Source organism: Bradyrhizobium sp. NAS96.2 (assembly GCF_001908235.1).
Lineage (GTDB): Bacteria > Pseudomonadota > Alphaproteobacteria > Rhizobiales > Xanthobacteraceae > Bradyrhizobium.
This window is the reverse complement of record NZ_LGHK01000156.1, coordinates 1-22,336: the sequence shown is the minus strand read 5'-3', so window position 1 is coordinate 22,336 and position 22,336 is coordinate 1. Positions and strand designations below refer to the sequence as shown.

Below are 22,336 nucleotides of genomic sequence, written 5' to 3'. Positions count from 1 at the left end.
CGGCAGGATGCGGCCGGCCGGTGCGGTGCGCCTGGTCTCGGGCAACATCTCGAGCAGCGCCGTCAGCGCCGGCTTCATGGTCGCGACGATGCTGTGGCCGGTCGGCGTCATCGCGGCGGCGTCGGGATCGTCGGTGATCTGGAAGATCGTGGTCGCGCCGTCGAAGATCGCGGCATGGCCCTCGACATGGAAGGTGAAGACCGGCGCGCCGATCACGACGACAAGATCGTGCTCGCGCAGCGCATCGGAGAGCTGCCCCGGTGCGGCATGCAGGAAGCCGGCAAATTGCGGATGCCGTTCGGGAAACGAGCAGCGCGCCGAGAACGGGCTCGCCCACACCGCGGCCTTCGTCTTCTCGGCGACCTTGACCATGAGATCGACCGCCTCGGCCCGATCGACGGACGGGCCGACAACGAGGGCAGGGCGCTTGGCCCCGCCGAGCGCGGCCACCAGCGCCTGCATCGCGGCCGCATCGGGGCCGACCTCGCGGCTGACTTGGCGGGCGTCGAGCGGCTGCGTCGCGTGGGCCCAGTCGTCGATCGGCACTGAGACGAAGGTCGGCCCGCAGGGCGGCTGCATCGCGACGTAATAGGCGCGCGCGATCGCGGCGGGCACGTCCTCGGCGCGCGCCGGCTCGACCGCGAATTTCACGTAGGGCCGCGGGAATTCGGAGGCACGCTCGGCATAGAGGAACGCCTGCAGCGGCATGATCGAGCGGGCTTGCTGGCCCGTAGTGATCACCATCGGGGTCTGGTTGCGATAGGCGTTGTAGATGTTGCCGAGCGCGTTGCCGACGCCGGCCGCCGAATGCAGATTGACGAAGCCGGCATTACGCGTCGCCAGCGCATAGCCGTCGGCCATGCCGACGACCGAGGCCTCCTGCAGGCCGAGCACGTAGTCGATGTCGTCGGGCCAGTCGCTCAGGAACGGCAGCTCGGTCGAGCCGGGATTGCCGAACACCTTCTTGATACCCCACGCGCGCAGCAGGCCGAAGGTGGCGTCCTTGACGGTGACGGTCTTGCCTTTGCTGGCGGCGGGTTTGCGCGACGACATCGGGCGGCTCCCATTTCTGTCTTGTTTGGTTCCGTCATTGCGCGCGGCAAAAGCGGAAAGGCAATCCACCTGTCGATGGATTGCCTGACGATGTCAAGCCGCGGCCCGGTTGCCGTGGCAACGGCTGAATCCACGTCATCCTGAGGTGCGGGCGGAGCGAGCCTCGAAGGATGCCGTGGCCCGAGTGGGGCCGCCGATCCTTCGAGACGCGCTGCGCGCTCCTCAGGATGACGGGATCCCCTTTCGCTGTAGTCCTCAATTGGCCTTCTGCAGCGCGGCGGTCTGCATGGCGAGCTGCTTGTCGAAATCCTGCTCCAGCCCCGCCACATAGCTGGTGTTCTCACCCGGCTTGACGAACGGGTTCGGCGCGCCGTCCTTCACTTGTGCGCGCTTGGCCTGCATGTCGTAGACCTCCGGATGCGGCCCGAGCAGCACCGGTTGCGATCAACGCGAGCGCGCACAGCGCGGCTGCGATCGTCCTCATGGTTGCCTCCCTGCCTGTTATTGTTCGTGCACGGGCCGCACTATGCGTGCTGGCAACGCCGGCCGCAAGCCGCCGGTCAAGGCGACCCGCCGTCCGGCGCATGCCTTCCGCGGTCAGCTCGCGTATTGGGCGATGCCGTTGCCGAACGACCAGTTTTCCTTGGCAACCTCGACGAGGTTGATGAAGACGTCGTCTGGGCGTACCTGCAGCTGGCTCAGAAGGTCGTCAGCGATCCGCTTGTAGAACGCCTTCTTCATCTCGACCGTACGCCCGGCATTGAGGGTGATCTGGATGAAGATGAGATCGTCGCTGTAGGTGTTGCCGAGATAGTTGTCGGCATAGTTCAGGTCACCGCGATCATGTTCGGTGATGATCTGAAACTTGTCATTCTCCGGCACGTTGATGATCTCCCGCATCGCCCTGTAGACGATTTCGCCGAGGGTCTTGCGGTATTCGGCAGACTTGCCGCGCTTCAGGTCGATACGAACGAATGGCATGGTGGTCTCCTGTGGTGTGGGGGGCTCGGCCGGATCAGCCCCGTGTGATCGAGACGCTGCGACGGTGCGAATGTTCTCGCGTCGTCTGCCTGCGCCGGCGGCGTCGGAAAATTCAGCGGGCCGCCTTGAAGGCCTCCCATCGCGCGTCGCGTTCTCTTTGGTATTTCGGCGTCCGTTCCCCGGCCATGTCCTCGCGATGCACCGGCTCGCCGCAGGACTCGCAGACCGGGCCGAGCCCGGCCGGCTTGCCGCAGACGAGGTGCGTGTAATTCATTGAGCGCCCCTCCTTTGGTGATTTGCACCAGGTCTCGCCCCAGGCGCGCAGCGCCATCAGCACCGGAAAGAACGCCGCGCCTTTCTCGGTGAGGTGATACTCGTGGCGCAGCGGGTGTTTGTTGTAGACGCGCCGCGTCACCAGGCCGTCCGCTTCCAGCTTTTTCAGCCGTGCGGTGATCATCTGCGGCGTGCCGCCGGTCTGCGCCTGGATTTCCTCGAAGCGATGACTGCGCGCGAACAATTCGCGCAAAACCAGTACAGTCCAGCGGTCGCCCACGACGGTTTCGGCGCGAGCGACCGGACACAGCGTTTGGTCAGTCGTGTTGTCCTTGATTTTCGCCATCACGTTTTCTTCATCTGGCTTGTTACTATGAATTTCATAGCAATATGGCCCGGCATCGTCGCAAATGCAATGGGCCGCTTTGGGCCCTGTGTTTTCATCACCAAGGAGCGAGCCATGACCACCGAACAGGCGCCGGCAGCGGCCAAAGTCGATTTGAAGCTCGAGGTCGTCGTCATTCCCGTCGCCGACGTCGACCGCGCCAAGCGCTTTTACCAGGACCTCGGCTGGCGGCTCGATGCCGACTTCGCCCGGCCCGACGGTTCGCGTGCGGTTCAGCTCACGCCGCCGGGTTCGCCGACCTCGATCCATCTCGGCTCGGGAGCCGGGCTGCCGCGCTTCCTGATCGTCAACGACATCGAGGCGGCGCGCGCCGAGCTGATCGCGCGTGGCGCGGATGTCAGCGAAGTATTTCACCGCGGCGCCGAAGGCCGCATCAAGGGACCGGATCCGGAGCGCCCGAGCTACGGCTCGCTCGCCACCTTCAACGATCCCGACGGCAATGTCTGGCTGCTGCAGCAGGTCACGCAACGGCTGCCTGGGCGCGTCGACGGCAACAGCACGACTTTCAATTCATCTGCGGATCTCGCCGCCGCGCTCCGCCGGGCAGCGGCGGCCCATGGCGAGCACGAGAAGCGAACCGGCGGACACGATGCGAACTGGCCGGACTGGTACGCCGAATACATCGTCCGCGAGCAGGCCGGCAAGCCGCTGCCCGAATAGTCGAAACTGCAACGCGTGCAACCGGCCGCGTCGCGGCCGATCCATTCTGACGACAACCGAGGTGTACGCGGCTTTGCCGGCGGCCTCTCATTCCGGGGAGCCAGTGCAATGACCAAGGCATCTAAGACATCAATTGGAATTGCCGTAAGCCAACCGAACCAGGAAGCCATCGACCAGGACAGACGCAGGCTGCTCACGGGCGCGGCGCTGGGCCTCGCCGCCGCCGGTGCCGCCAGCCTGTTTCGCACGCGCCCCGTTGCGGCGGCCGCTGATGATGCGATCCGCCCGTTCCGCGTCAATATTCCCGAGCAAGACCTGGTCGACCTTCGCCGCCGCCTGGCGGCAACCCGGTGGTCCGACAAGGAGACCGTCAACGACGACTCGCAGGGCGTTCCGCAGGCGATGCTGCGCGATCTCGTCCGCTACTGGCAAACCGATTACGACTGGCGCAAGGTCGAGGCGCGGCTCAACGCCCTGCCGCAGTCATCACCGAAATCGACGGGCTCGACATTCACTTCATCCACGTTCGCTCAAAGCACGACAATGCACTGCCTCTGATCGTGACGCATGGCTGGCCGGGTTCGGTGATCGAGCAGATGAAGATCATCGACCCGCTGACCAATCCGACCGCGCATGGCGGCAGCGCATCGGATGCGTTCCATCTCGTGATCCCGTCGATGCCGGGTTTCGACCGCTCCGCAAGCTGATCTGAGATTCGAGGAGAACATCGTCATGCCGAAACTTGCACTCATCGCCACCGTCGAGGTCGCGCCGGAGAGGCGGGACCAGGTCTTGTCGCTAGTATCGGCGCACGGCGCCCGGTCGCTCAGAGATGAACCGGGCACGCTGCACTTCGACATCCTGGTGCCGCGCGAGGACGCGTCGAAGCTCTTGATCTACGAGGTCTATCAGGACGACGCCGCGTTCGAGGTGCATCGCAATGCGCGATCGATCGCACAGTTCCGCGAGGAGAGCGCCGGGCTCGGCATCAAGATCGCCGCAACGCGGTGCACGCCCGCCGTCTAGGTGTCGTTGCGAGCGGCGTCATGTCCGGTTGAGGCTGGCGCCGCGCTCGGACAGAACCTTCTCGGCCTTGGGCGTCAGCTCGTAGAGGTCACCGTCCTTGGCGACGTATCCCTCCTTGATGAGCCGGTCGACTTCGCCTTGCGCGTCACCGGCAAAGGCAATGGATTGGGCAATGTCGCAGAGAACCGCGACCTGTTCGTCTCTAAGCATGGCGTCCTCCGTCAGGGCGGGGAACGCGCAGGCCGTCATTCGGTTCCAGCGGCGGCCGAAACGGGTTCAGACGATCTGACGCAACAGGTCGATCAGGCGGCCGCACTCATCGTCCGTGCCGACCGTGATGCGCAGGAAATCCTCGATCCGCGGCTTCTGGAAATGCCGCACCAGGACGCCGCGCGCGCGCAGCTTTGCGGCGAGATCCGCGCCGGGATGGCCGGGATGACGCGCGAACACGAAGTTCGCAAGCGACGGCAGCACCTCGAAGCCGAGCTCGGTGAGGCCGCGGACCAGCGCTTCGCGACTGCTGATGATGCGTTGACGGGTCTCGTCAAACCACCCGTCGTCCTCGATCGCGGCGACCGCCCCCGCGATCGCGAAGCAGTCCAGCGGATAGGAGTTGAAGCTATCCTTGACGCGTTCCAGCGCCTCGATCAGCGGACGCTGGCCGATGGCGAAGCCGACCCGCAACCCCGCCAGCGCGCGCGACTTGGACAGCGTCTGGATCACCAGAAGATTGTCGTGATCGGGGACCAGCGGCACCGCGCTCTCGGCGCCGAAGTCGACATAGGCCTCGTCGACCACCACGAGACGGTCGGGATGCTCGACGACCAGCGCCTCGATCGCGGCACGCGGCAGTGCGATGCCGGTCGGCGCGTTCGGATTGCACAGCAGGATGGCGCTGCCCGGCCGCCGGTAATCAGCGAGATCGATCCGCATCGCGGCGTCGAGCGGCACCTGTTCGTATCGCGCGCCATAGAGGCGGCAATAGACCGGATAGAAGCTGTAGGTGATGTCGGGGAACAGCAGCGGCGCGTCGTGCTTCAGCAGCGCCGGGAAGGTGTGGGCCAGCACCTCGTCCGAGCCGTTGCCGACGAATACCTCGTCTGACGTGACGCCGTAGCGCGTCGCGATCGCCTCGCGCAGGGCGGTCGCGCGCGGATCCGGATAGAGCCGCAGGCGATCCGCGGTCGCAGCGATCGCCGCCAGCGCGCGCGGCGACGGCGGGTAGGGATTCTCGTTGGTATTGAGCTTGATGAGGCCGTCGATCTTGGGCTGCTCGCCGGGCACATAGGGCGACAGATTGTGGACGACCGAACTCCAGAAGCGACTCATGATCTGCGATCCAGGGATGAATGCGATCACAATACGGAATACGAGGCGCTGATGAAAGCGCCTCGTGATTTCCTCGCATTCTGATCGGCGTCGTGCCCGCGCCCTACCAGCTCGCCGTGCCCTTCATGGTCGGCTGGCCCTCGGCGTTCGCGGTCCACAGCTCCATGCCGCCGTCCTTGTCGTTGGCATTGACCGAGAACTCGCTGCCCTCGAACAGCGGCTGCACGCCGCGATAGGACAGCTTCTTCGGCGGCTTGCCCCCGCGCAGCCTGGCGGCGAGTTCGACGATGAAGGAGGCCTGCAGCGGGCCGTGGAAGATCAGCCCCGGATAGCCCTCGATCTTGGTGACGTAGTCGCGATCGTAATGGATGCGGTGGCCGTTGAAGGTCAGCGCCGAATAGCGGAACAAGAGCACGGGATCGGAGACGTGGCTCTCGCGATGCTGCGCGACCGGGGGAGGCGGCGGCGCCTTGGCCGGCGCTGCGGACTGCGTCGTCGTCATCTCGCGATAGACGATGTCCTGCCGCTCGCGGACCGCAAGCCCGCGCGGGGTCGTCACCTCGTGGTTGACCGAGACGAAGCACAGCGTGCCGGTCGAGCCCGATTTCACCGTAACGTCGGCAATCCTGGAGGTGCGCGTGGCTTCGTCGCCGATGCGCAGGGCATCGAAAAATTCGAGCTCGCCGCCGGCCCACATCCGGCGCGGCAGCGGCACCGGCGGCAGGAAGCCGCCGCGGGTCGGGTGGCCGTCAGGGCCGAGCTGCGACATCGGAAACACCGGCTGCGCCAGGCACCAATGCGTCGTCCACGGCGCGGCATCGCCGGCCTTCGGCTCGCCGATCTCCTGGAACAGCGTCGCGCGCAGCCCCATGACGAGATATTTGGTGACGACGTCGGAGGCTTCCGTGGTCTTGCCGATCCATTGGCGGAGATGATCGAGGTCGAGTTTGTCGGTCATGACTGTGTTGCCCGAGCAGGAGGGATTTCAAGAACGTTTGATGCGCTCGCCGATCGCCGGCACCTTGCCGTAGTGCCTGTCCTCGCCGATCACGATCGCGCCCGGCGCCGGATAGCTGACCTTGCCGTTCGGCGTGTCGACCTCGATGCGGCGCAGATGCGGATGCTTGGCGAGGTCGTCCATGCTGTTGACCTCGGCAAAGGCGATGTCGGCCTCGACAAGCTTGGCCAGCAAATCCTCGCGCGTCAGTCTGCCAAAGCTGTCGCTGACGATCTGGTCGGTTACGGCGCGATTGCGCACTCGCTCGACCATGTTGGCAAAGCGCGGATCGTCGGGCAAGCCAGGCTGGCCCAGCACCTTGGCGCACAGCGCCTTCCACTCGCGCTCGCTCTGGACCGAGATCAGGATCTCCTTGCCGTCCTTCGAGCGGAACACGCCGTAGGGCGCGATCGAGGGATGGGCGAGGCCGATGCGTTTGGGCGACTTGCCGTCTTCGGCATTGAGCAGCGGCACGGTGAGCCAGTCGGCCATCACGTCGAACATCGAGATCCGGATGTCGGCGCCCTCTCCGGTGCGGCCGCGGCCGATCAGCGCTTCGAGAATTGACGCATGCGCGGTGGCGCCGGTCGCGACGTCGACGATCGACATGCCGACGCGCGAGGCGCCCTCGGGTCCGCCGGTGATCGAGGCAAGGCCGCTGTCGGCCTGGATCAGCAGGTCATAGGCCTTGCGGTCGGCATAGGGGCCGGTGTCGCCATAGCCCGTGATCGTGCACATGATCAGCTTCGGATAGTCCTTGCGCAGCCGCTCGCGCGAGAAGCCGAGCTTGTCCATCGAGCCCGGCTTGAGGTTCTGCAACAGCACGTCGGCGCCCGCGATCAGCGCTTCGAGCTGCGCGCGGCCTTCCTTGGTGGCGAGGTCGACCACCGCGGAATCCTTGCCGCGGTTGAGCCAAACGAAATAGCTGCTCTGGCCTTTCGCCGCGGCGTCGTAGCCGCGGGCGAAGTCGCCCTCGGGGCGCTCGATCTTGATGACATGGGCGCCGGCGTCGGCGAGGCGTGACGAGCAGAACGGTGCAGCAACCGCCTGTTCGACGGCGATGACGGTCAATCCCTCAAGCGGCAGCATGATCTTAAGAACTCAGTAGGAGCGGGGCATGCCGAGCACATGCTCGGCGACGAAGGAGAGGATCAGATTGGTCGAGATCGGCGCCACCTGGTAGAGCCGGGTCTCGCGGAACTTGCGCTCGACGTCGTATTCCTCGGCGAAGCCGAAGCCGCCATGGGTCTGCACGCAGGCGTTCGCCGCTTCCCAGGAGGCGTCCGCCGCCAGCATCTTGGCCATGTTGGCCTCGGCGCCGCAGTCGAGCCCGGCCTCGTATTTGCGGGTGGCTTCCTTCACCATCAATTCGGCGGCGCGCATCGAGGCGTAGGCCTTGGCGATCGGAAACTGGATGCCCTGATTCTGGCCGATCGGACGGCCGAACACGCTGCGCTCCTTGGCGTAGTTGGTGGCCTTGGCGATGAACCACTTCGCATCGCCGACACATTCGGCCGCGATCAGGATGCGCTCGGCATTCATGCCGGAGAGGATGTAGCGGAAGCCCTTGCCTTCCTCGCCGATCAGGTTCTCCGCCGGTACCTTCATGTCGGTGAAGAACACTTCCGTCGTGGCGTGGTTCATCATGGTGCGGATCGGGCGGATCTCCAGCCCCTTGCCCTTCGCCTCGCGCATGTCGACGATGAACACCGAGAGTCCATCCGTGCGCTTCTTCGATTGCTCCTTCGGCGTGGTGCGTGCGAGCAGGATCATCAGGTCGGAATATTCCGCGCGGCTGGTCCAGATCTTCTGGCCGTTGACGACGTAATGGTCGCCCTCGCGGCGCGCGAAGGTCTTCAGCGACGAGGTATCGGTGCCGCTGGTCGGCTCGGTGACGCCGAACGCCTGCAGCCGCAGCTCGCCGGTCGCGACCTTCGGCAGGTACTTGGCCTTCTGCGCGTCGTTGCCGTGCCGCAGCACGGTGCCCATCGTGTACATCTGGGCGTGGCAGCCGCCGCCGTTGCAGCCGGCGCGCTGGATCTCTTCCAGGATCGCCGCCGCCGCCGACAGCTTCAGGCCGGCACCGCCATATTCCTCGGGGATCAGCACCGAGAGATAGCCGGCTTCCGTCAGCGCATCGACGAATTCCTTCGGATAGGCCATCTGGCGATCGAGCTTGCGCCAGTATTCGCCGGGAAACTGCGCGCAGAGTTTTGCCACCGCGTCGCGGATGTCGGAGTGGTCGTCGGTGTGTTGTTCGTGTGCGGTCATTGTTTCGTCTTGTCGCGTTCTGCTTTGCCGAGAGGTTGCACCAGAGCATTTTCGAGCGAACTGGAAGCCAATTCGCGTGAGGAAAACGCCCGCTGTTGTGGGGCCCCGGTAAACTCCCTATGCTGTTTTGTTATAGCGTATGAACCTGCCTTCCAGGATTGGCAAGTATGGATTTCCGCCAGCTTAGGACCTTTGCGTGCGTCGCGGAACTCGGGAGTCTGAGCAAGGCATCCGATACCTTGCGGGTCGCGCAGCCGGCGCTGAGCCGGCAGATCAAGCTCCTGGAGCACGAGCTGCGCACCGAATTGTTCACGCGCAATGGCCGCGGCATGGTGCTGACCGATGCCGGCCGGCTGCTGCTGGCGCGCACCGGCGGTATCGTGCGGCAAATCGACCAGATCCGCGATGACATCCAGTCCGCCGGCGGTGCGCCGTCCGGGCGCGTCGTGCTCGGGCTGGTGCCGACGGTGAGCTGCGTGATCTCGGCGCGGCTGGCGCGGCGCACGGTGGAGCGTTATCCCGGCATCTCGCTCTGCATCGTCGAAAGCTACAGCGGCCATCTGATCGAGTGGCTGCATCGCGGCGAGATGGACCTTGCGGTGATCTACGGCCCGTCGGTCGATCTGCATCTGGCGGTGCAGAGCCTCGGCCGCGACTCGATCGTCGCGGTCGGCCCGCGCGGCAGCGGGCTGAAGCAGAGGAAGCAGGTCGATATCGGCTGGCTGCTGCGCCAGCGCCTGGTGCTGCCCAGTCATTCGCACGGGCTCCGCGCCATGATCGAGCATGCGGCGGCGAAGAAGAAGGTCACGCTCGACGTCAAGCTGGAGGCGGATTCGTTCCGGGTGCTGACGAGTTTGGTCGAGGAGGGGCTCGGATACACCATGCTGCCGCCATCCTCGGTGCGCGGCGAGGTCGCGGAGGGCCGGCTCGAGACCACGCCGATCGCACGTCCCGCGCCGCGGCGCGAGCTGACCCTGGCCTCGCCGGTCGAGCATCCCGGCTCCAATGCCATCACGCTGATCGCAAAATTGCTGCGCGACGAGGTCGCCGCGTGCCGCGCCGAGGGGCTCTGGGATATCCAGCTCGCCTGAGTGCGTTTTAGCTCTATCCCCGTCATTGCGAGGAGCGATAGCGACGAAGCAATCCATGCGTCCGCACATGCCGCGCGATGGATTGCTTCGCTTCGCTCGCAATGACGTCGTTGCATTCAGGTGCTCAGCTGACCTTGAAGCCGAGATGGCCGCGGAAGCGGTTCTTCAGATAGGTGCCGTCGCGCGGCGGCAGCGCGCGCTCGACTTCGCTGGCGGCGATGCGAATGCGCGCGAGCCGTGGGCCGCCGGCCAGATCGCGCAGGCTGTTGCGGAAACTCTCGATGCCGGCCATGTCGGCGATATCAGAGACACTGCCGATGCCTGCGCCGCTCGCGATCACCTCGAGCTTCGCGCCGAGGCCAGAATGGCTGAGCTGCATGCCGGTCTCGCCGAAACGGCCGTTGTCGAGCACCGCGATCGAGAGATTGCCGGGCTGCTTGGTGGCGATGGTCAAGAGGCTGCCGATCCCCATCAGCTGCTCGCCGTCGCCGGTGACCACCAGCACCGGACGCTTCGGCTGTGCCAGCGCAAGCCCGAGCCCGACCATCGCGGCGCCGCCCATCGCGCCCCAGAGATAGAAATTGCCGGGATGCTCGCCGGCATCGAACACGTCGTAAGAGGAAGAGCCAAGCCCGGAGATTACGAGCAGGTCGCCGCGGTCGGCAAGCAGCGCCTTCACGGCAGCGCGGCGATCGAGGGTACCAGGTGTGATGGACATCAGTGCGTCTCCTTGGTCCACTTCTTGCGGCCGATCATCCGCTGCGAGATCAGGACCGCGACCTGCTGGTCGCCGTCATAGGCGAGCGAGGCGGCGGCCGAGATCACTTCCTCGGCGTCGTCGGGGTTCTCCAGCCGCAGCACTGTCGTGCCCATAATCTCGAAGGCCTGCGGCGTCGCCCGGCCCATCGGGATCTGCCAGGGATTGAACTCGGCCCATTCGCCGCGCATCGTCACCAAGGTCAGCAGCGGGAAGCGGCAGCTCGCCATCAGCGACAGCATGTTGACGCAATTGCCGACGCCGCTCGATTGCATCAACAGCACCGCGCGGTCGCCGCCGAGCCAGGCGCCGGCGGCCAGCGCCACGCCTTCCTCCTCGGTGGTCAGCACCGTGGTCTTGATGTCGGCATCGGCGTGCGACAGCTTGATCAGCTTGGTATGTCCGGCGTCGGGGACGTAGCACACCTGCGCCACGCCAAAGCTCTTCAGCGTGCGATAGATCGCAACCGGCCAGTCCGTGCTGGTCGCGCTGTCCTGGTGAACGGCAATCTGGTCCATCATGGCCTCGGCTAGGGGACGCGCAGTGGCGCGGTCCTCACACCGATAGCCTTTAGCGCGCGGGGAGGTTTAACTCCCTTCACATCTGTTTCGCGCAGCTATACCGGAATTGTATACCCCGTCATTGCGAGCGAAGCGAAGCAATCCATCGTCCCTCATGCGTGGAAAGGTGGATTGCTTCGTCGCTTCGCTCCTCGCAATGACGAGGAAGCAGCGCGGCCGGCGATCTGCGAATTCAAGCATTCGGCTGCAGAAACGTGCCGTATTGCTTGCTGGCCGCGACCGCTGCAGCGGCCTGTCCGATGACGCGCATCGCCGCCATCATGGGCCAGGGCCCGAGGCTGATCCTACGCACACCGGCGCGGGCGAGATCGCCGATGTCGGGAACGCCCTGCGTCACCATGATGTTGACCGGTAGCGGCGTCAGTTGCACGAACCTCTCGATCAGCGCGAGGTTGGTCAGTCCAGGCACGAAAATTCCATCGGCGCCGGCATCGGCATAGACCTGCGCGCGCCGTGCCGCCTCATCCAGGCATTGCTCCGGCGAGCCGAACTTCAGCAGAAACGGGTCCGTTCGCGCATTGATGAAGAGATCAATTCCGAGTTTTTGCGCGGCACTCCGTATGGCCGTGATCTTCGCGGCATGCTGCGCGGGATCGACGAGCTGCCGCTTTCCGCCAACAAGCCCGTCCTCGAGATTGATGCCGATCGCGCCGGCCTTCAGGATCCTCGCCACCGAATGCGCGGCGGCCCCCGGCGTGTCGCCATATCCCGCCTCCAGATCGATCGATACCGGAACCGGGACGGCGGCGGTCATCCGCGCGACCAGACCTTCCACCATGTCGAGCGGGGCATTTTCTCCGTCGGCATAGCCGAGCGCGGATGCGACCGCGCCGCTGCTGGTCGCGACCGCAGGCGAGCTCTTCGCGATGGCCTTGGCGGTGGCGACGTCCCAGGCGTTGAACAGGACGAGCGGGTCGCCCTGCTTGTGCAGACCGCGAAACGTTTCGGCGTGGTGTTGCTGTGTCGTGGCGTCCATTGCGCGCACTCCTTTTCAAATGTGAAAAACGCTTGGTTGGCGTAGCCGCTGATTGCGGCGCGCCTGCTCAGGCGGCGGCGTGCGTCGTGAACCAGTCCATGATCAGACCGGTGACCTCGGCCTCACGCTCGAGGTGCGGGAAGTGCCCGACATCGGGCAAGACAACGCGCTGATGTGGCCCCTTGAAGAGCGGCTCTTCCATCATCGAATACCGCACTGTCGGATCGTTGCCGCCATAGATCGTCAGCGTCGGCGTATGCATGTCGTTGATCGGCAGCCGGCCCGCAACTCCTGCATCGACCAGGCCGTTGTAGTATTTCAGCGCCGCCTTCATGGTGCCGGGAGAGCTGAGCGTCTGCTTGACCGAGCGGAGATGCTCGTCGTTCTCCAGGGTTGGCGACCACAGCTTCCAAAGGTAGTCGACGAAGGGAAGTCCCTCGATGTTGACCGCCGAGTGAGCGCCGGGCACCGTAAAGAAATAGACGTGGAAGACCGATCGAACGGCATCGGGATCGCTCCTGAGGCTCGGGATTGTGATCGGGTGCGCGGTATTCATGACCACCGCGGCCTTGATCGCCGACGGCGCCGTGGCCAGCGCCTGGAAGGTCGATGTGCCGCCCCAATCCATGCCGACGACGCAAGCCTGTCCGTCGTCGCTCAGCGCCTCGATCAGCGCTTCGAGGTCCTGGCCCAGTGCGATCGGATCGAAGATGCCGTCGGCCGGAATCTCGGTCGGCGCATAGCCGCGCAGGAACGGCGCGACCGCCCGATACCCGGCATCCGCGAACGCCTGCAGTTGCCTGCGATACGACCAGGCGTTGTCGGGAAAGCCGTGCATGAACATGACCAGCGGTCCGCTGCCCTGTTCGAGATAGGCAAACCGCACGCCGTTGGCCTGCACGTAGTTCAGGGCGGGTTCGCCGCCTGCGGTCTCAGGCGTTGCCAGTGCGCTGCTTCGGGTCGTCATTGCCGCTCTCCATTTTATGGTCGTTGTCGCTCTCCCGATTAAATATGTGCGCAGCGCACATATCTGGTCAAGTTGTTTTTTGTGCGCAGCGCACATATTGTTGACGGCATGGAAAACGGAATCGCCAATCTGCTGGGCGCGCTGTCGCTCGCCGTCATGGATCGGATCGAGCACGGCGCGCGCGAAGTCGTCGGCCGCGGCGGCGAGACGCCCGCGGCGCTCATCGTCATCGGCTATGGCCAGGGCATGACCAACGACAAGCTGAGGCGGATCCTCGGCTTGTCGCATTCCGGAACGGTCCGCCTGGTCGATCGCCTGGTGTCGGACCGGCTGGTCGAGCGCCGGGCCGGCAAGGACGGCCGCGAGGTCGCCCTGCACCTGACGCCGTCGGGGGTGGCGTCACGGAACGAGCTGCTGGCGTCGCGGATTTCGGCCGTCACGTCGCTGCTGGATGTGTTGTCGTCGGCCGAACGGAAGCAGCTCGCAACGCTGATCCGCGAATTGCTGGCAAGGCAGGATACCTCCGAGATGGATCGCTTCACGATCTGCCGGATGTGCGACGACCGGGTTTGCATCAATTGCCCGCTGCCGACGAGCAAGGGCCAGCACGCTCGCTAGCACATTGCCGTCAGCGCACGTTCTTCTGCGCCGTGAACACGTACATGTCCCAGAACGTCTCGGGGTGATCGACCTCGAAGCGGTGCCACTGCTCCAGATCGGTCTCGTCGGCCGCGCTCGCAAACTGCTTGCGGAATTTTTCCAGCACCGCCGGATCGTCGAACGGCTCGAAACCCCCGAACGACAGGCCATGCTCGTTCAGGAATGCCGCGATCTCCGGAATGGTGAGGCGGTGCTCCATGACGTTGAACAGCAGGTCGCGACAGCCGCTCATGCTGTAGAAATCCTTGGCGCCGATCAGCGGTCTCCACTGCTCGGCCTCGCGGAAAATCTCCTGCCGGCACCGCCGGATGTCGTCGGCGGTGGCGCGATAGTTGCGCGCTGCGATGCGGGCGCGCGCTTCCACAATGACGCGGCGCGCCAGGTCGCTATACAGGCCGATGCGCATCGTGCCGCCCGGCCGCAGCAGCGAGACCAGCACGCGCCAGCCGGCAAAAGGCTCGGCAAGGTGATGCAGCACGCCGACCGACTCGATGCTGTCGAAGCTGCGGCCGATCGAGCCCAACTCCAGGATGTCCGCCTGTGCATAGTCGATGCTGCGCAAGCCGAGCTCGCGCGTCTTGCGGCGCGCATAGGCGAGGCTGGTCATGCTGATGTCGATCGCGAGCAGGCGTGCGTTCGGATAGACCTGCGCGATCTGGATCGCGTGCGAGCCGGTGCCGCAACCGGCGATCAGGATATCCCGTTCGGCTTGCTGTTCCGCGGTCGCGACCGTCTTTCCCCGCGTCCGATCGGCGACGAATGCCGTCAGCGGGTTCACGGTCCAGCGCGGATAGGGATTTTCCTCGTACTGGCGCATCACCTCGACCGATACGTCGTTCTTGATCGGGGTGAGCGTTGCAATGGCGCGGCGCTCTGCCATCTCTTCGCGCGGTTCGCGAAGCTGCACCCGCAACAGGCCGGTTGTGGCCGCAGGCCAATCCCGACGCAGCAGCGCGTCCGCCGCCGGCAGGACATGAAGCGGGAAGTAAGCCGCGACCACGGCCAACGTGAGCGGCGTGATCGCGGCGCCGGATTCCAGGTCCTGCAGCAATCGTTCGCGCAGTGCGCCGGCACGTTCGGCTTCCACCTCGGTCTGTGCATGGACATATTCGTTGATGAAGCATTGCCGGGCCAGCGCGCATGCAAAGCCGACGATATCATCGTCGGCTTCATGCTGCTCCTGCTCGCTCGCGAGCCGCAGCAGCTCTGCCCGCGCATGTCCGAGCAGCACTTCGAGCTGCATGCTCGCCAGCGTCGTCGCTTCCATCGCGCAGCGCAGGAACAGGTCGCCGGCAAGCGGGGCCAGGCCTTCGGTGCCGAACAATTCGACGTTCGTCACCGCTAGCGGCCACTTGCCGGCAATCCGCCCGACATAGCGGGTGACGGTTGGGCTCTGCAGGATGAAGCCGACGGCCTTCGCGTCCATGCCGAGCGCAAGTGCCTTGCTGAAATGCGCGGCGGCTTTGCCGCGATTGCCCAGTGCCTGGTATGAATTGCCGGCATTGTAGTGGCAGGCGGCATTCACGTCGTCGGCGGCAATCGCCTTAGCGAAGGTCTTCACGGCGGCCCGGTGGTCGCCGGCGGCCTGCGCCATCAGGCCGAGAAGATTCAGGCTCTGCACGTGGGCAGGCTCGCGCGCAAGAATGTCCCGGCAGATTTGCTGCGCCTCGTTGAAGCGGCGCATCCCGTAGAAGCGGCTTGCCTCGGCGGCGAGGTCGGCAATGCCAACACCCGCCGAGCCGAAGCCAGGTGCGCTCTTGCCGGACGCGTCCCGCTGCTTACCGGCTGCGCGCCGTTCTTTTCGGTTCATGGTTCGTCAACTGGCCCAAGCTGCAAGACGCGGCAAGACATAGGGCCGATCGCAATTGCAGCCAAGGATTATTCAGCCCGGGATCCGAACCGGCAGGTTCTCGATGCCGCGGACGAAGCTGGAATAGACGCGCTTCGGCTCGCCGACCACCTCGATGCGGTCGAAGCGCTTCAGCATCTCCTGCCAGACGATCTTGAGCTGCAGTTCGGCAAGCCGCATGCCGACGCAGCGGTGGATGCCGAAGCCGAACGACAGATGGATGCGCGGCCGGGCGCGATCGATGATGAACTCGTCGGGGCGGTCGATCACCTCGTCGTCGCGATTGCCGGAGACGTACCACATCACGACGCGGTCGCCCTTCCTGATCGTCTTGCCGCCGATCTCGGTGTCGACAAGCGCGGTGCGCCGCATATGCGCCAGCGGCGTCTGCCAGCGGATCACCTCCGGCACCATGGTGTCGATCAGGTCAGGGTTCTCCTTCAGCTTCCTGAACTGGTCGGGATGCTCGTGCAGCGCCAGCACCGAGCCGCTCATGGTGTTGCGCGTGGTGTCGTTGCCGCCGACGATCAGCAGGATGATGTTGCCCATCAGATTGTCGGGATCCATGTGCCGCGTGGCGTCGCTATGCGCCATCATCGACAGCAGATCGTTGCGCGGGGCCGAGTTGACACGCTCATTCCAGAGCTTCGAGAAATAGGCGTAGCACTCGTCCATCTCCTGGCGGCGCTGTTCCGGCGAGTCGACGATGCCGCTCTTCGGCAGCGCGGTGGAGACGTCGGACCAGCGCGTCAGCTTGCGCCGCTCCTCCCAGGGGAAGTCGAACAGCGTCGCCAGCATCTGGGTGGTCAGTTCGATCGAGACGCGCTCGACGAAATTGAAGGTCTCGTTGCGCGGCAGATTGTCGAGCACGCTGGCCGAGCGCTGACGGATCAGCTTCGCCAACTCGTCGAGATGGGTCGGCGTGAACATCGGCGAGACGGTCTTGCGCTGATGGGCGTGCTTCGGCTGGTCCATTGCGATGAAGCTCGGATAGTCGTAGCCGGGTGGCACGTCGCGGATCGAGATGCCTCCGAGCGTGGAATCCGAGGAGAAGATGCCGTGGCTGGTGTCGACATGCATGATGTCGTTGTATTTCACCACAGACCAATACGGCTCGATCGGCGCATTGGTGCAGTAATGCACCGGCTCTTCCTTGCGCAGCCGCTCGAACCACGGCCACAGCGTGTCGTTCTGGAATAGCCGCGGCGCGCCGGGATGGAAATCCTTCAATGGCGTCGCATAGGCTTCCTCGCGCGCCTGGCGCAGCAGCTCGGCCCGGTCGGCACGGATGGCGGTCTGGACGTTCATCTTCATTGGCTCCGGCGGCGGTTCTTACCTCTCCCGCTTGCGGGGGAGGTCGCTGCGCTCGAAGAGCGCGGCGGGTGGGGGCTTTCTCCACTCAGAGACTGTTTCTGCGGTGGCACCCCCACCCCAGCCCTCCCCCGCAAGCGGGAGAGGGAGCACAGTCCCGTCGTGGTCGTACTTCAATTTCATTTCGCCATGCGTCAGGCGGCAATGCGCACGGGCAGCGTCTCGTAGCCCTTGATGAAGCTGGAATACACCCGCTGCGGCTCCTCGACCACCTCGATCGTGTCGAAGCGCTTGAGGATTTCCTCCCAGATGATCTTGAGCTGCAGCTCGGCGAGCCGCAGGCCGACGCAGCGGTGGATGCCGAAGCCGAACGAGATGTGGGTGCGCGGCCGGGCGCGGTCGATCAGGAACTCGTAGGGCTTCTCGATCGCCTCCTCGTCGCGGTTGCCCGAGACGTACCACATCACGACCTTGTCGCCCTTCTTGATCTGGCGGCCACGGAATTCGAAGTCGGCGAGCGCGGTGCGCCGCATATGGGCGAGCGGGGTCTGCCAGCGGATCACCTCGGGCACGAAACTGTCGATCAGCACGGGATTCTCCTTGAGCTTGCGGTACTGCTCCGGATGCTTGCTGAGCGCGTAGATGCTGCCGGACAGCGTGTTGCGCGTGGTGTCGTTGCCGCCGACGATCAACAGGATCAGATTGCCGAGGAAGTTCTTCGGATCCATGTTCCGCGTGGCGTCGCTGTGCGCCATCATCGAGAGCAGATCGCTCTTCGGCGGCTGGCCAGAGCGCTCCTTCCAGAGCCGCGCGAAATAACCGGCGCATTCCATCAGCTCGGCCTGCCGCTCGTCCTCGGTGGCGACCAGGCCGCCGGCGCCGGGCAGGGTGGTCGCGACGTCGGACCAGCGGGTCAGCTTGCGGCGGTCCTCCCAGGGGAAGTCGAACAGCACCGCAAGCATCTGCGTCGTCAGCTCGATCGAGACCTTGTCGACCCAGTCGAACACCTCGCCGCGCGGCAAATTGTCGAGGCACTCGGTCGAGCGCTTGCGGATGTTGATGGCGAGCTCGTCGAGATGCGTCGGCGTGAACATCGGCGCCACGGTCTTGCGCTGCGCCGAGTGGCGCGGCTGGTCCATCGCGATGAAGCTCTCGCGGCGCAGATCCGGCGGCACGTCGCGGATGGTGATGCCGCCGAGCGAGGCGGCCGAGGAGAACACCGAATGGTTGGTCTCGATGTCCATGATGTCGTTGTAGCGGGTGATCGACCAGTACGGACCGAACATCGAGTCTTTGCAATAATGCACCGGATCCTCGCGGCGCAGCCGGTCGAAATACGGCCAGAAGGTATCGGTCTTGAACAGCTCGGGATGGCCGGGATCGTAGTCCGACAGCGCAAGCGTGTTGGCGCGTTCGCGTGCGGCGTCCAGATGTGTGGTGTCGACGAGATCGATGGTCCCGTGCATGGGCGGCTCCTCAACCGTTGCAGCAGCCGGGGCATCGCCGGCGTGCCATGTTTTACCGAATTACATTCTCATTCCGCGGTTTGTGCAAGGGGCCTCAACGCGCATTTGGCCGCATTGGTAGCCGGCCAAAGCGGCCGAATCCGGGCCTTTCGCGGTGGCGGAGCGGCATGGCGGCGACCATGCCCGTTTGAAACGCCGTTTGATTTGATCTGATGGTGTCGTGCGATCGGTGCGGGGGCGGCTATTGGCTGGCGGGTTTTTCGCCGCCGGGCTTTTCGCAGGGGTAGGTGTCCTGCATGCCCCACAGCAGCAACGACGCAATCGCCACATCGCCCTTCGCTGCCCGCTTCTCGGCTGACTTGAGCATGATCTCTTCGGTCTGCTCGGTGGTCAGTGCGAGGTCGCCTGGCATGCAGAACAGCATTTGGCCGCCATGGCGTTTGAGCCACGCATTGGACGCCATCATGCCGCCCCGTGCGCCGTCCAGGTACATATAATTGAAGATGCGATAGTTCTCGCCCTTCGGATTGCGGTAGGAGTCGAGGCGTATATCGGCGGCCGCAGCGGGAGCTACCGCGAGCGCCAAAATCCATGCCGACAAGATCCACTTGTTCATCGCTCATCCCTCGCTCGCGGCGGCGCGTTCTTCATCGCCTGATTCGTAAGTCATGCAATTGCCGCCCTGGGTTCGAAGCTCGCGCTCGACCGGCAATGCGGCGCGGCCATCCTGCTCCGACGGGGCGATACAAGCAGGAAAGACTGCGCCGTTTCCGGCAGTCCCGTTAAGGCATAGCCAACCGCGCCCGGCCAAAAACCGCCCCCGGCTCTCGACCCCGTGTGAAACCTGGATCACACTCGCAGCGACAAACCTGTGCTTTTGATGCGCAGAGATTGTCCCGTCCTGGAGCTGTTCCGTGAACGACATGAGCTGGACCCCGCCGGGGCCACCGCCGCCGCTGCCGCAACCGGTTCCGCCGCCGATGCCGGTGGCGTTTTCAGGCAGCCGGAAGGAGTTCTTCCGCCTGGTCGCGCGCGGCGCCGGGCTCGAGCTCGTCACGGTCGGCTTCTACCGGTTCTGGCTCACCACCGACATCCGCCGTCACCTGTGGTCGAACACCCTGATCGACGGCGACGGGGCGGAATATACCGGCCGCGGCAAGGAGCTCCTGATCGGCTTTCTGGTCGCGCTGGCGATCCTGGTGCCGATCTATCTCGGCTATTTCCTGATCGGCATCGAGGCCGAGCATCTCAAGGCGTTCGCCTCGCTGCCGCTGGTCGCCTTCTTCTATCTGTTCGGCCAGTTCGCGATCTATCGCGCGCGGCGCTATCGCCTGACCCGCACGGTGTGGCGCGGCGTCCGTTTCTGGATGAGCGGCTCGGGCTGGATCTATGCGCTGAAGGCCTCGCTATGGGGCTTCCTGGTCGTGATCACGTTCGGCCTTGCGCTGCCGTGGCGCGAGGCGGCGCTCGAACGCTACAAGATGCGGCACTCCTATTACGGCGATCTGCAGGGCTCGTTCGAGGGCCGCGGCTGGGAATTCTTCAAGCGCGGCTGGTGGCTCTGGCTCCTGATGCCGTTCGCGATGGTCACGATCTTCGGACCGTTCGCCTATGCCGCGTTCAAGGCGATCGAGTGGCGCTGGTGGCTGTCGGGCATCCGTTTCGGCGAGGTCAGGCTGGAATCCACCATGCGGCGCAGCGCGCTGATCGGGCTGTACTGGAAGGTGATCGGCTGGGCCATGCTGCTCGGCACCGTGTTCATGGCCTATCTCGTGCTCTGCATCTTCCTGGCGGCCAGCATCGACGGCTCCTCGATCGAGACCTTCTTCAAGACCGAGGCGTTCGCCAAGAGCATTCCGCTGATGGTCATGCTCGGTATCGGCTATCTCGCCCTTGCGCTCGCGATGAACGTTGTGATGCGGGTCTATCTGATGCGCGATCTCTGGGTCCGGGTGCTGTCGACGACCATCGTGCACAACATCGGAGCCGCCGCCAACGTCACCGCGCGCGGCGATCTCGCCAATGCGCTCGGCGAAGGCTTTGCCGACGGCCTCGACGTCGCGGGATTCTAGCCTCATGGAATCCGATCTCGACCAGGCCAATTCCGCGGCGTCGCCGGTCCCTCGCGCGGTGTTCTTCGACGGCGCATCGAGCCGCCGGCGCGCCGTCGCGCTCAGACTGTCCGATGCGCTGGAGATCAGGGAAGACGGCGAGCTGCTCGCGCGCTGGGCGTTTGCCGACATCCGCCGTGCCGACAGCCCGTCCGGCCTGCTGCGGCTGAGCTGCCTGACGGCGCCGGCGTTGGCGCGGCTCGAGATCCGCGACGCGCAGCTGATCGCCGCGCTGGTCGCGCGCTGCGACAAGCTCGAGCAGGACCTGCCGAACCGCAAGGGCGTCGCGGGCATCGTCGGCTGGTCGCTCGCTGCCGCGGTGTCGATCGTGCTGGTGGTGCTGTTCGGCGTGCCGCTCGCCGCAGAACGGCTGACGCCGCTGGTGCCCGATTCCTTCGAGCGTCGCCTCGGCGATGTCGCGGAAGCGCAGGTCATGGTGGTGTTCGACGGCAAGCCGTGCAGCAACGCGGCCGGACAAGCGGCGTTCGAGAATCTGATCGGCAAGCTGCGGGAAACCGCGGGCCTCGACAATTCGGTGCAGTCGGGCGTGCTGGCAACGCCGGTGCCGAACGCCTTCGCGCTGCCCGGCGGCAAGGTCTATCTTTTCGACGGGCTGCTGGAGAAGGCCGAGAGCCCCGACGAGATCGCCGGCGTCCTGGCGCATGAGCTCGGCCATCTCCGGCACCGCGACAGCATGCGCGAGCTGATCCACAATGGCGGCACCTCGTTCCTGATCGGGCTGTTGTTCGGCGACATCACCGGCTCCGGCGCGCTGATCTTCGCCTCGCGCTCACTGGTGACGTCGTCCTATTCGCGCGACGCCGAGACCAACGCCGACACGTTTGCGATCGAGACCATGCACAAGCTCGGCCGCCCGGCGAAGCCGATGGGCGAACTGATGTTCCGCGTCACCGGCAAGGAAGGCGGCAAGGGGCTCTCGCTCGTCGCCAGCCATCCGCTGACCGAGGATCGCCTCGAACGCATGGGCAAGGCCGACGCCGACACTCTGACGATCGGCAAGCCACTGCTGTCGGCCGCCGAATGGCAGGCGCTGAAGGGTGTTTGCGGATCGGGCAAGACGTGAGGCGAGGGGATTTCGACGCTGGAGCAATCCCATGCAGCGTGACGACAGATACTGGTTTCCCGCCAAGCGCTACGGCTGGGGCTGGGGACCGCCGAACAACTGGCAGGGCTGGGCGGTCCTCGCTGGCTTTGTGGCGCTGGTCGCCGTCGGCGGCGTGCTGGTCCTCCCGCACTCTCCCGTTCGCTTCGTCGCCTATGTTGTCGTGCTGAGCGCCTTGCTCACCGCCGTGTGCTGGTGGAAGGGCGAGCCGCCGCGCTGGCGATGGGGCGGCGACTAAAGCGCGATGAGACAAGTTGATAGCAGCCGTGCAGGCGGTACGCTCCCTCTCCCGCTTGCGGGGGAGGGCTCGGGGTGGGGGGCTCTCTCCGGTACGAACCGGGCTGAGTCCTGACGTTTTAGACCGGGTTGATTCCTGACAGGCAAAGCTTCGTCTGATTCGAGGGAGGATCGGACGATGCCTTTCAGGGAGAGCAGTGCTGTGGAGGAG

General features: G+C 65.1%; 23 protein-coding genes and 2 pseudogenes. 8 read left to right on the top strand and 17 right to left on the bottom strand.

Annotated features, from left to right (window positions below):
* The 4 genes and pseudogenes from mdlC to AC628_RS29390 form a co-directional block, all read right to left on the bottom strand.
* Positions 1–1,053, bottom strand: a 1,053-nt coding sequence (gene mdlC, locus AC628_RS29405; RefSeq protein ID WP_074130250.1) for a benzoylformate decarboxylase, incomplete at its 3' end; no start/stop codon positions are given.
* A gap of 255 nt (positions 1,054–1,308) precedes the next feature.
* Positions 1,309–1,488: pseudogene (locus AC628_RS29400) on the bottom strand (subclass B3 metallo-beta-lactamase); the annotation flags it as partial.
* Between the two features lie 162 nt (positions 1,489–1,650).
* On the bottom strand, positions 1,651–2,034 hold the full coding sequence (locus tag AC628_RS29395; protein ID WP_074130249.1) for a tautomerase family protein: 384 nt from the start codon (positions 2,032–2,034) through the stop codon (positions 1,651–1,653).
* 112 nt (positions 2,035–2,146) lie between these two features.
* The gene (locus AC628_RS29390; RefSeq protein WP_074130248.1) at positions 2,147–2,653 is read right to left on the bottom strand and encodes a winged helix-turn-helix transcriptional regulator; all 507 of its coding nucleotides are present in this window, start codon (positions 2,651–2,653) and stop codon (positions 2,147–2,149) included.
* A gap of 114 nt (positions 2,654–2,767) precedes the next feature.
* Between AC628_RS29390 and AC628_RS29385 the strand changes: the two genes are divergently transcribed.
* The 3 genes and pseudogenes from AC628_RS29385 (at position 2,768) to AC628_RS29375 (ending at position 4,399) form a co-directional block, all read left to right on the top strand.
* On the top strand, positions 2,768–3,373 hold the full coding sequence (locus AC628_RS29385; protein ID WP_074130255.1) for a VOC family protein: 606 nt from the start codon (positions 2,768–2,770) through the stop codon (positions 3,371–3,373).
* 108 nt (positions 3,374–3,481) lie between these two features.
* Positions 3,482–4,062: pseudogene (locus AC628_RS29380) on the top strand (epoxide hydrolase N-terminal domain-containing protein); the annotation flags it as partial.
* A gap of 43 nt (positions 4,063–4,105) precedes the next feature.
* The gene (locus tag AC628_RS29375) at positions 4,106–4,399 is read left to right on the top strand and encodes a putative quinol monooxygenase (RefSeq protein WP_074130247.1); all 294 of its coding nucleotides are present in this window, start codon (positions 4,106–4,108) and stop codon (positions 4,397–4,399) included.
* Between the two features lie 18 nt (positions 4,400–4,417).
* Here the strand turns inward: AC628_RS29375 and AC628_RS29370 are convergent, their stop codons facing one another.
* The 5 genes from AC628_RS29370 to AC628_RS29350 all read right to left on the bottom strand — a co-directional run bounded on the left by AC628_RS29370 (position 4,418) and on the right by AC628_RS29350 (position 8,996).
* Positions 4,418–4,609 (bottom strand): hypothetical protein, encoded by a 192-nt coding sequence (locus AC628_RS29370; RefSeq protein WP_074130254.1) that lies wholly within the window; start codon positions 4,607–4,609, stop codon positions 4,418–4,420.
* A 66-nt stretch (positions 4,610–4,675) separates the two neighbouring features.
* The gene (gene hisC / locus AC628_RS29365) at positions 4,676–5,728 is read right to left on the bottom strand and encodes a histidinol-phosphate transaminase (RefSeq protein WP_074130253.1); all 1,053 of its coding nucleotides are present in this window, start codon (positions 5,726–5,728) and stop codon (positions 4,676–4,678) included.
* Positions 5,729–5,831: 103 nt separating this feature from the next.
* Entirely contained in the window at positions 5,832–6,686 is an 855-nt protein-coding gene (locus AC628_RS29360; RefSeq protein ID WP_074130246.1) for an HTD2 family dehydratase, read from the bottom strand.
* Positions 6,687–6,713: 27 nt separating this feature from the next.
* Entirely contained in the window at positions 6,714–7,814 is a 1,101-nt protein-coding gene (locus AC628_RS29355) for a CaiB/BaiF CoA transferase family protein (RefSeq protein WP_074130245.1), read from the bottom strand.
* Positions 7,815–7,826: 12 nt separating this feature from the next.
* Positions 7,827–8,996 (bottom strand): acyl-CoA dehydrogenase family protein, encoded by a 1,170-nt coding sequence (locus AC628_RS29350; RefSeq protein ID WP_074130244.1) that lies wholly within the window; start codon positions 8,994–8,996, stop codon positions 7,827–7,829.
* A 167-nt stretch (positions 8,997–9,163) separates the two neighbouring features.
* On the opposite strand from AC628_RS29350, the gene AC628_RS29345 reads away from it, so the two are divergent.
* Positions 9,164–10,087, top strand: coding sequence for a LysR family transcriptional regulator (locus tag AC628_RS29345; protein WP_074130243.1), 924 nt, complete (start codon positions 9,164–9,166; stop codon positions 10,085–10,087).
* A 124-nt stretch (positions 10,088–10,211) separates the two neighbouring features.
* Here AC628_RS29345 and AC628_RS29340 read toward each other — a convergent pair whose 3' ends face one another.
* The 4 genes from AC628_RS29340 to AC628_RS29325 form a co-directional block, all read right to left on the bottom strand.
* Positions 10,212–10,805 carry a thiamine pyrophosphate-dependent enzyme gene (locus tag AC628_RS29340; protein WP_074130242.1) on the bottom strand — a complete coding sequence of 198 codons (594 nt, stop codon included), beginning with the start codon at positions 10,803–10,805 and terminating at the stop codon, positions 10,212–10,214.
* Positions 10,805–11,365 carry a thiamine pyrophosphate-binding protein gene (locus AC628_RS29335; protein ID WP_143201868.1) on the bottom strand — a complete coding sequence of 187 codons (561 nt, stop codon included), beginning with the start codon at positions 11,363–11,365 and terminating at the stop codon, positions 10,805–10,807. Before AC628_RS29335 ends, AC628_RS29340 begins: the two co-directional genes overlap by 1 nt.
* Positions 11,366–11,597: 232 nt before the next feature.
* Positions 11,598–12,401, bottom strand: a complete 804-nt coding sequence (locus AC628_RS29330; protein ID WP_074130241.1) for an isocitrate lyase/PEP mutase family protein — start codon at positions 12,399–12,401, stop codon at positions 11,598–11,600.
* Positions 12,402–12,468: 67 nt separating this feature from the next.
* Positions 12,469–13,368, bottom strand: a complete 900-nt coding sequence (locus AC628_RS29325; RefSeq protein WP_074130240.1) for an alpha/beta fold hydrolase — start codon at positions 13,366–13,368, stop codon at positions 12,469–12,471.
* Between the two features lie 108 nt (positions 13,369–13,476).
* On the opposite strand from AC628_RS29325, the gene AC628_RS29320 reads away from it, so the two are divergent.
* Positions 13,477–13,986 carry a MarR family winged helix-turn-helix transcriptional regulator gene (locus tag AC628_RS29320; RefSeq protein ID WP_074130239.1) on the top strand — a complete coding sequence of 170 codons (510 nt, stop codon included), beginning with the start codon at positions 13,477–13,479 and terminating at the stop codon, positions 13,984–13,986.
* 10 nt (positions 13,987–13,996) lie between these two features.
* Here AC628_RS29320 and AC628_RS29315 read toward each other — a convergent pair whose 3' ends face one another.
* The 4 genes from AC628_RS29315 to AC628_RS29300 all read right to left on the bottom strand — a co-directional run bounded on the left by AC628_RS29315 (position 13,997) and on the right by AC628_RS29300 (position 19,270).
* Positions 13,997–15,838: a class I SAM-dependent methyltransferase gene (locus AC628_RS29315; protein WP_245321386.1), complete on the bottom strand. Its 1,842-nt coding sequence runs from the start codon at positions 15,836–15,838 to the stop codon at positions 13,997–13,999.
* 72 nt (positions 15,839–15,910) lie between these two features.
* Positions 15,911–17,185: a cytochrome P450 gene (locus tag AC628_RS29310; RefSeq protein ID WP_074130238.1), complete on the bottom strand. Its 1,275-nt coding sequence runs from the start codon at positions 17,183–17,185 to the stop codon at positions 15,911–15,913.
* A 197-nt stretch (positions 17,186–17,382) separates the two neighbouring features.
* Entirely contained in the window at positions 17,383–18,654 is a 1,272-nt protein-coding gene (locus AC628_RS29305; protein ID WP_074130237.1) for a cytochrome P450, read from the bottom strand.
* 241 nt (positions 18,655–18,895) lie between these two features.
* Positions 18,896–19,270 (bottom strand): hypothetical protein, encoded by a 375-nt coding sequence (locus tag AC628_RS29300; RefSeq protein WP_074130236.1) that lies wholly within the window; start codon positions 19,268–19,270, stop codon positions 18,896–18,898.
* 307 nt (positions 19,271–19,577) lie between these two features.
* On the opposite strand from AC628_RS29300, the gene AC628_RS29295 reads away from it, so the two are divergent.
* From AC628_RS29295 to AC628_RS29285, 3 genes are read left to right on the top strand one after another with little or no spacing between them, the layout of a single operon-like run.
* Entirely contained in the window at positions 19,578–20,726 is a 1,149-nt protein-coding gene (locus tag AC628_RS29295; protein ID WP_143201869.1) for a DUF898 family protein, read from the top strand.
* A 4-nt stretch (positions 20,727–20,730) separates the two neighbouring features.
* Positions 20,731–21,849: a M48 family metallopeptidase gene (locus AC628_RS29290; RefSeq protein ID WP_074130234.1), complete on the top strand. Its 1,119-nt coding sequence runs from the start codon at positions 20,731–20,733 to the stop codon at positions 21,847–21,849.
* 31 nt (positions 21,850–21,880) lie between these two features.
* Positions 21,881–22,126: a hypothetical protein gene (locus AC628_RS29285; RefSeq protein ID WP_074130233.1), complete on the top strand. Its 246-nt coding sequence runs from the start codon at positions 21,881–21,883 to the stop codon at positions 22,124–22,126.
* The last annotated feature ends 210 nt before the right edge of the window (positions 22,127–22,336 follow it).

Excerpts from the sequence above, each read along its gene's own strand:
- AC628_RS29395 (WP_074130249.1), bottom strand. The coding sequence starts at position 2,034 with ATGCCATTCGTTCGTATCGACCTGAAGCGCGGCAAGTCTGCCGAATAC.
- AC628_RS29390 (WP_074130248.1), bottom strand. The coding sequence starts at position 2,653 with ATGGCGAAAATCAAGGACAACACGACTGACCAAACGCTGTGTCCGGTC.
- AC628_RS29385 (WP_074130255.1), top strand. The coding sequence starts at position 2,768 with ATGACCACCGAACAGGCGCCGGCAGCGGCCAAAGTCGATTTGAAGCTC.
- AC628_RS29375 (WP_074130247.1), top strand. The coding sequence starts at position 4,106 with ATGCCGAAACTTGCACTCATCGCCACCGTCGAGGTCGCGCCGGAGAGG.
- AC628_RS29370 (WP_074130254.1), bottom strand. The coding sequence starts at position 4,609 with ATGCTTAGAGACGAACAGGTCGCGGTTCTCTGCGACATTGCCCAATCC.
- hisC (WP_074130253.1), bottom strand. The coding sequence starts at position 5,728 with ATGAGTCGCTTCTGGAGTTCGGTCGTCCACAATCTGTCGCCCTATGTG.
- AC628_RS29360 (WP_074130246.1), bottom strand. The coding sequence starts at position 6,686 with ATGACCGACAAACTCGACCTCGATCATCTCCGCCAATGGATCGGCAAG.
- AC628_RS29355 (WP_074130245.1), bottom strand. The coding sequence starts at position 7,814 with ATGCTGCCGCTTGAGGGATTGACCGTCATCGCCGTCGAACAGGCGGTT.
- AC628_RS29350 (WP_074130244.1), bottom strand. The coding sequence starts at position 8,996 with ATGACCGCACACGAACAACACACCGACGACCACTCCGACATCCGCGAC.
- AC628_RS29345 (WP_074130243.1), top strand. The coding sequence starts at position 9,164 with ATGGATTTCCGCCAGCTTAGGACCTTTGCGTGCGTCGCGGAACTCGGG.
- AC628_RS29340 (WP_074130242.1), bottom strand. The coding sequence starts at position 10,805 with ATGTCCATCACACCTGGTACCCTCGATCGCCGCGCTGCCGTGAAGGCG.
- AC628_RS29335 (WP_143201868.1), bottom strand. The coding sequence starts at position 11,365 with ATGATGGACCAGATTGCCGTTCACCAGGACAGCGCGACCAGCACGGAC.
- AC628_RS29330 (WP_074130241.1), bottom strand. The coding sequence starts at position 12,401 with ATGGACGCCACGACACAGCAACACCACGCCGAAACGTTTCGCGGTCTG.
- AC628_RS29325 (WP_074130240.1), bottom strand. The coding sequence starts at position 13,368 with ATGACGACCCGAAGCAGCGCACTGGCAACGCCTGAGACCGCAGGCGGC.
- AC628_RS29320 (WP_074130239.1), top strand. The coding sequence starts at position 13,477 with ATGGAAAACGGAATCGCCAATCTGCTGGGCGCGCTGTCGCTCGCCGTC.
- AC628_RS29315 (WP_245321386.1), bottom strand. The coding sequence starts at position 15,838 with ATGAACCGAAAAGAACGGCGCGCAGCCGGTAAGCAGCGGGACGCGTCC.
- AC628_RS29310 (WP_074130238.1), bottom strand. The coding sequence starts at position 17,185 with ATGAACGTCCAGACCGCCATCCGTGCCGACCGGGCCGAGCTGCTGCGC.
- AC628_RS29305 (WP_074130237.1), bottom strand. The coding sequence starts at position 18,654 with ATGCACGGGACCATCGATCTCGTCGACACCACACATCTGGACGCCGCA.
- AC628_RS29300 (WP_074130236.1), bottom strand. The coding sequence starts at position 19,270 with ATGAACAAGTGGATCTTGTCGGCATGGATTTTGGCGCTCGCGGTAGCT.
- AC628_RS29295 (WP_143201869.1), top strand. The coding sequence starts at position 19,578 with ATGAGCTGGACCCCGCCGGGGCCACCGCCGCCGCTGCCGCAACCGGTT.
- AC628_RS29290 (WP_074130234.1), top strand. The coding sequence starts at position 20,731 with ATGGAATCCGATCTCGACCAGGCCAATTCCGCGGCGTCGCCGGTCCCT.
- AC628_RS29285 (WP_074130233.1), top strand. The coding sequence starts at position 21,881 with ATGCAGCGTGACGACAGATACTGGTTTCCCGCCAAGCGCTACGGCTGG.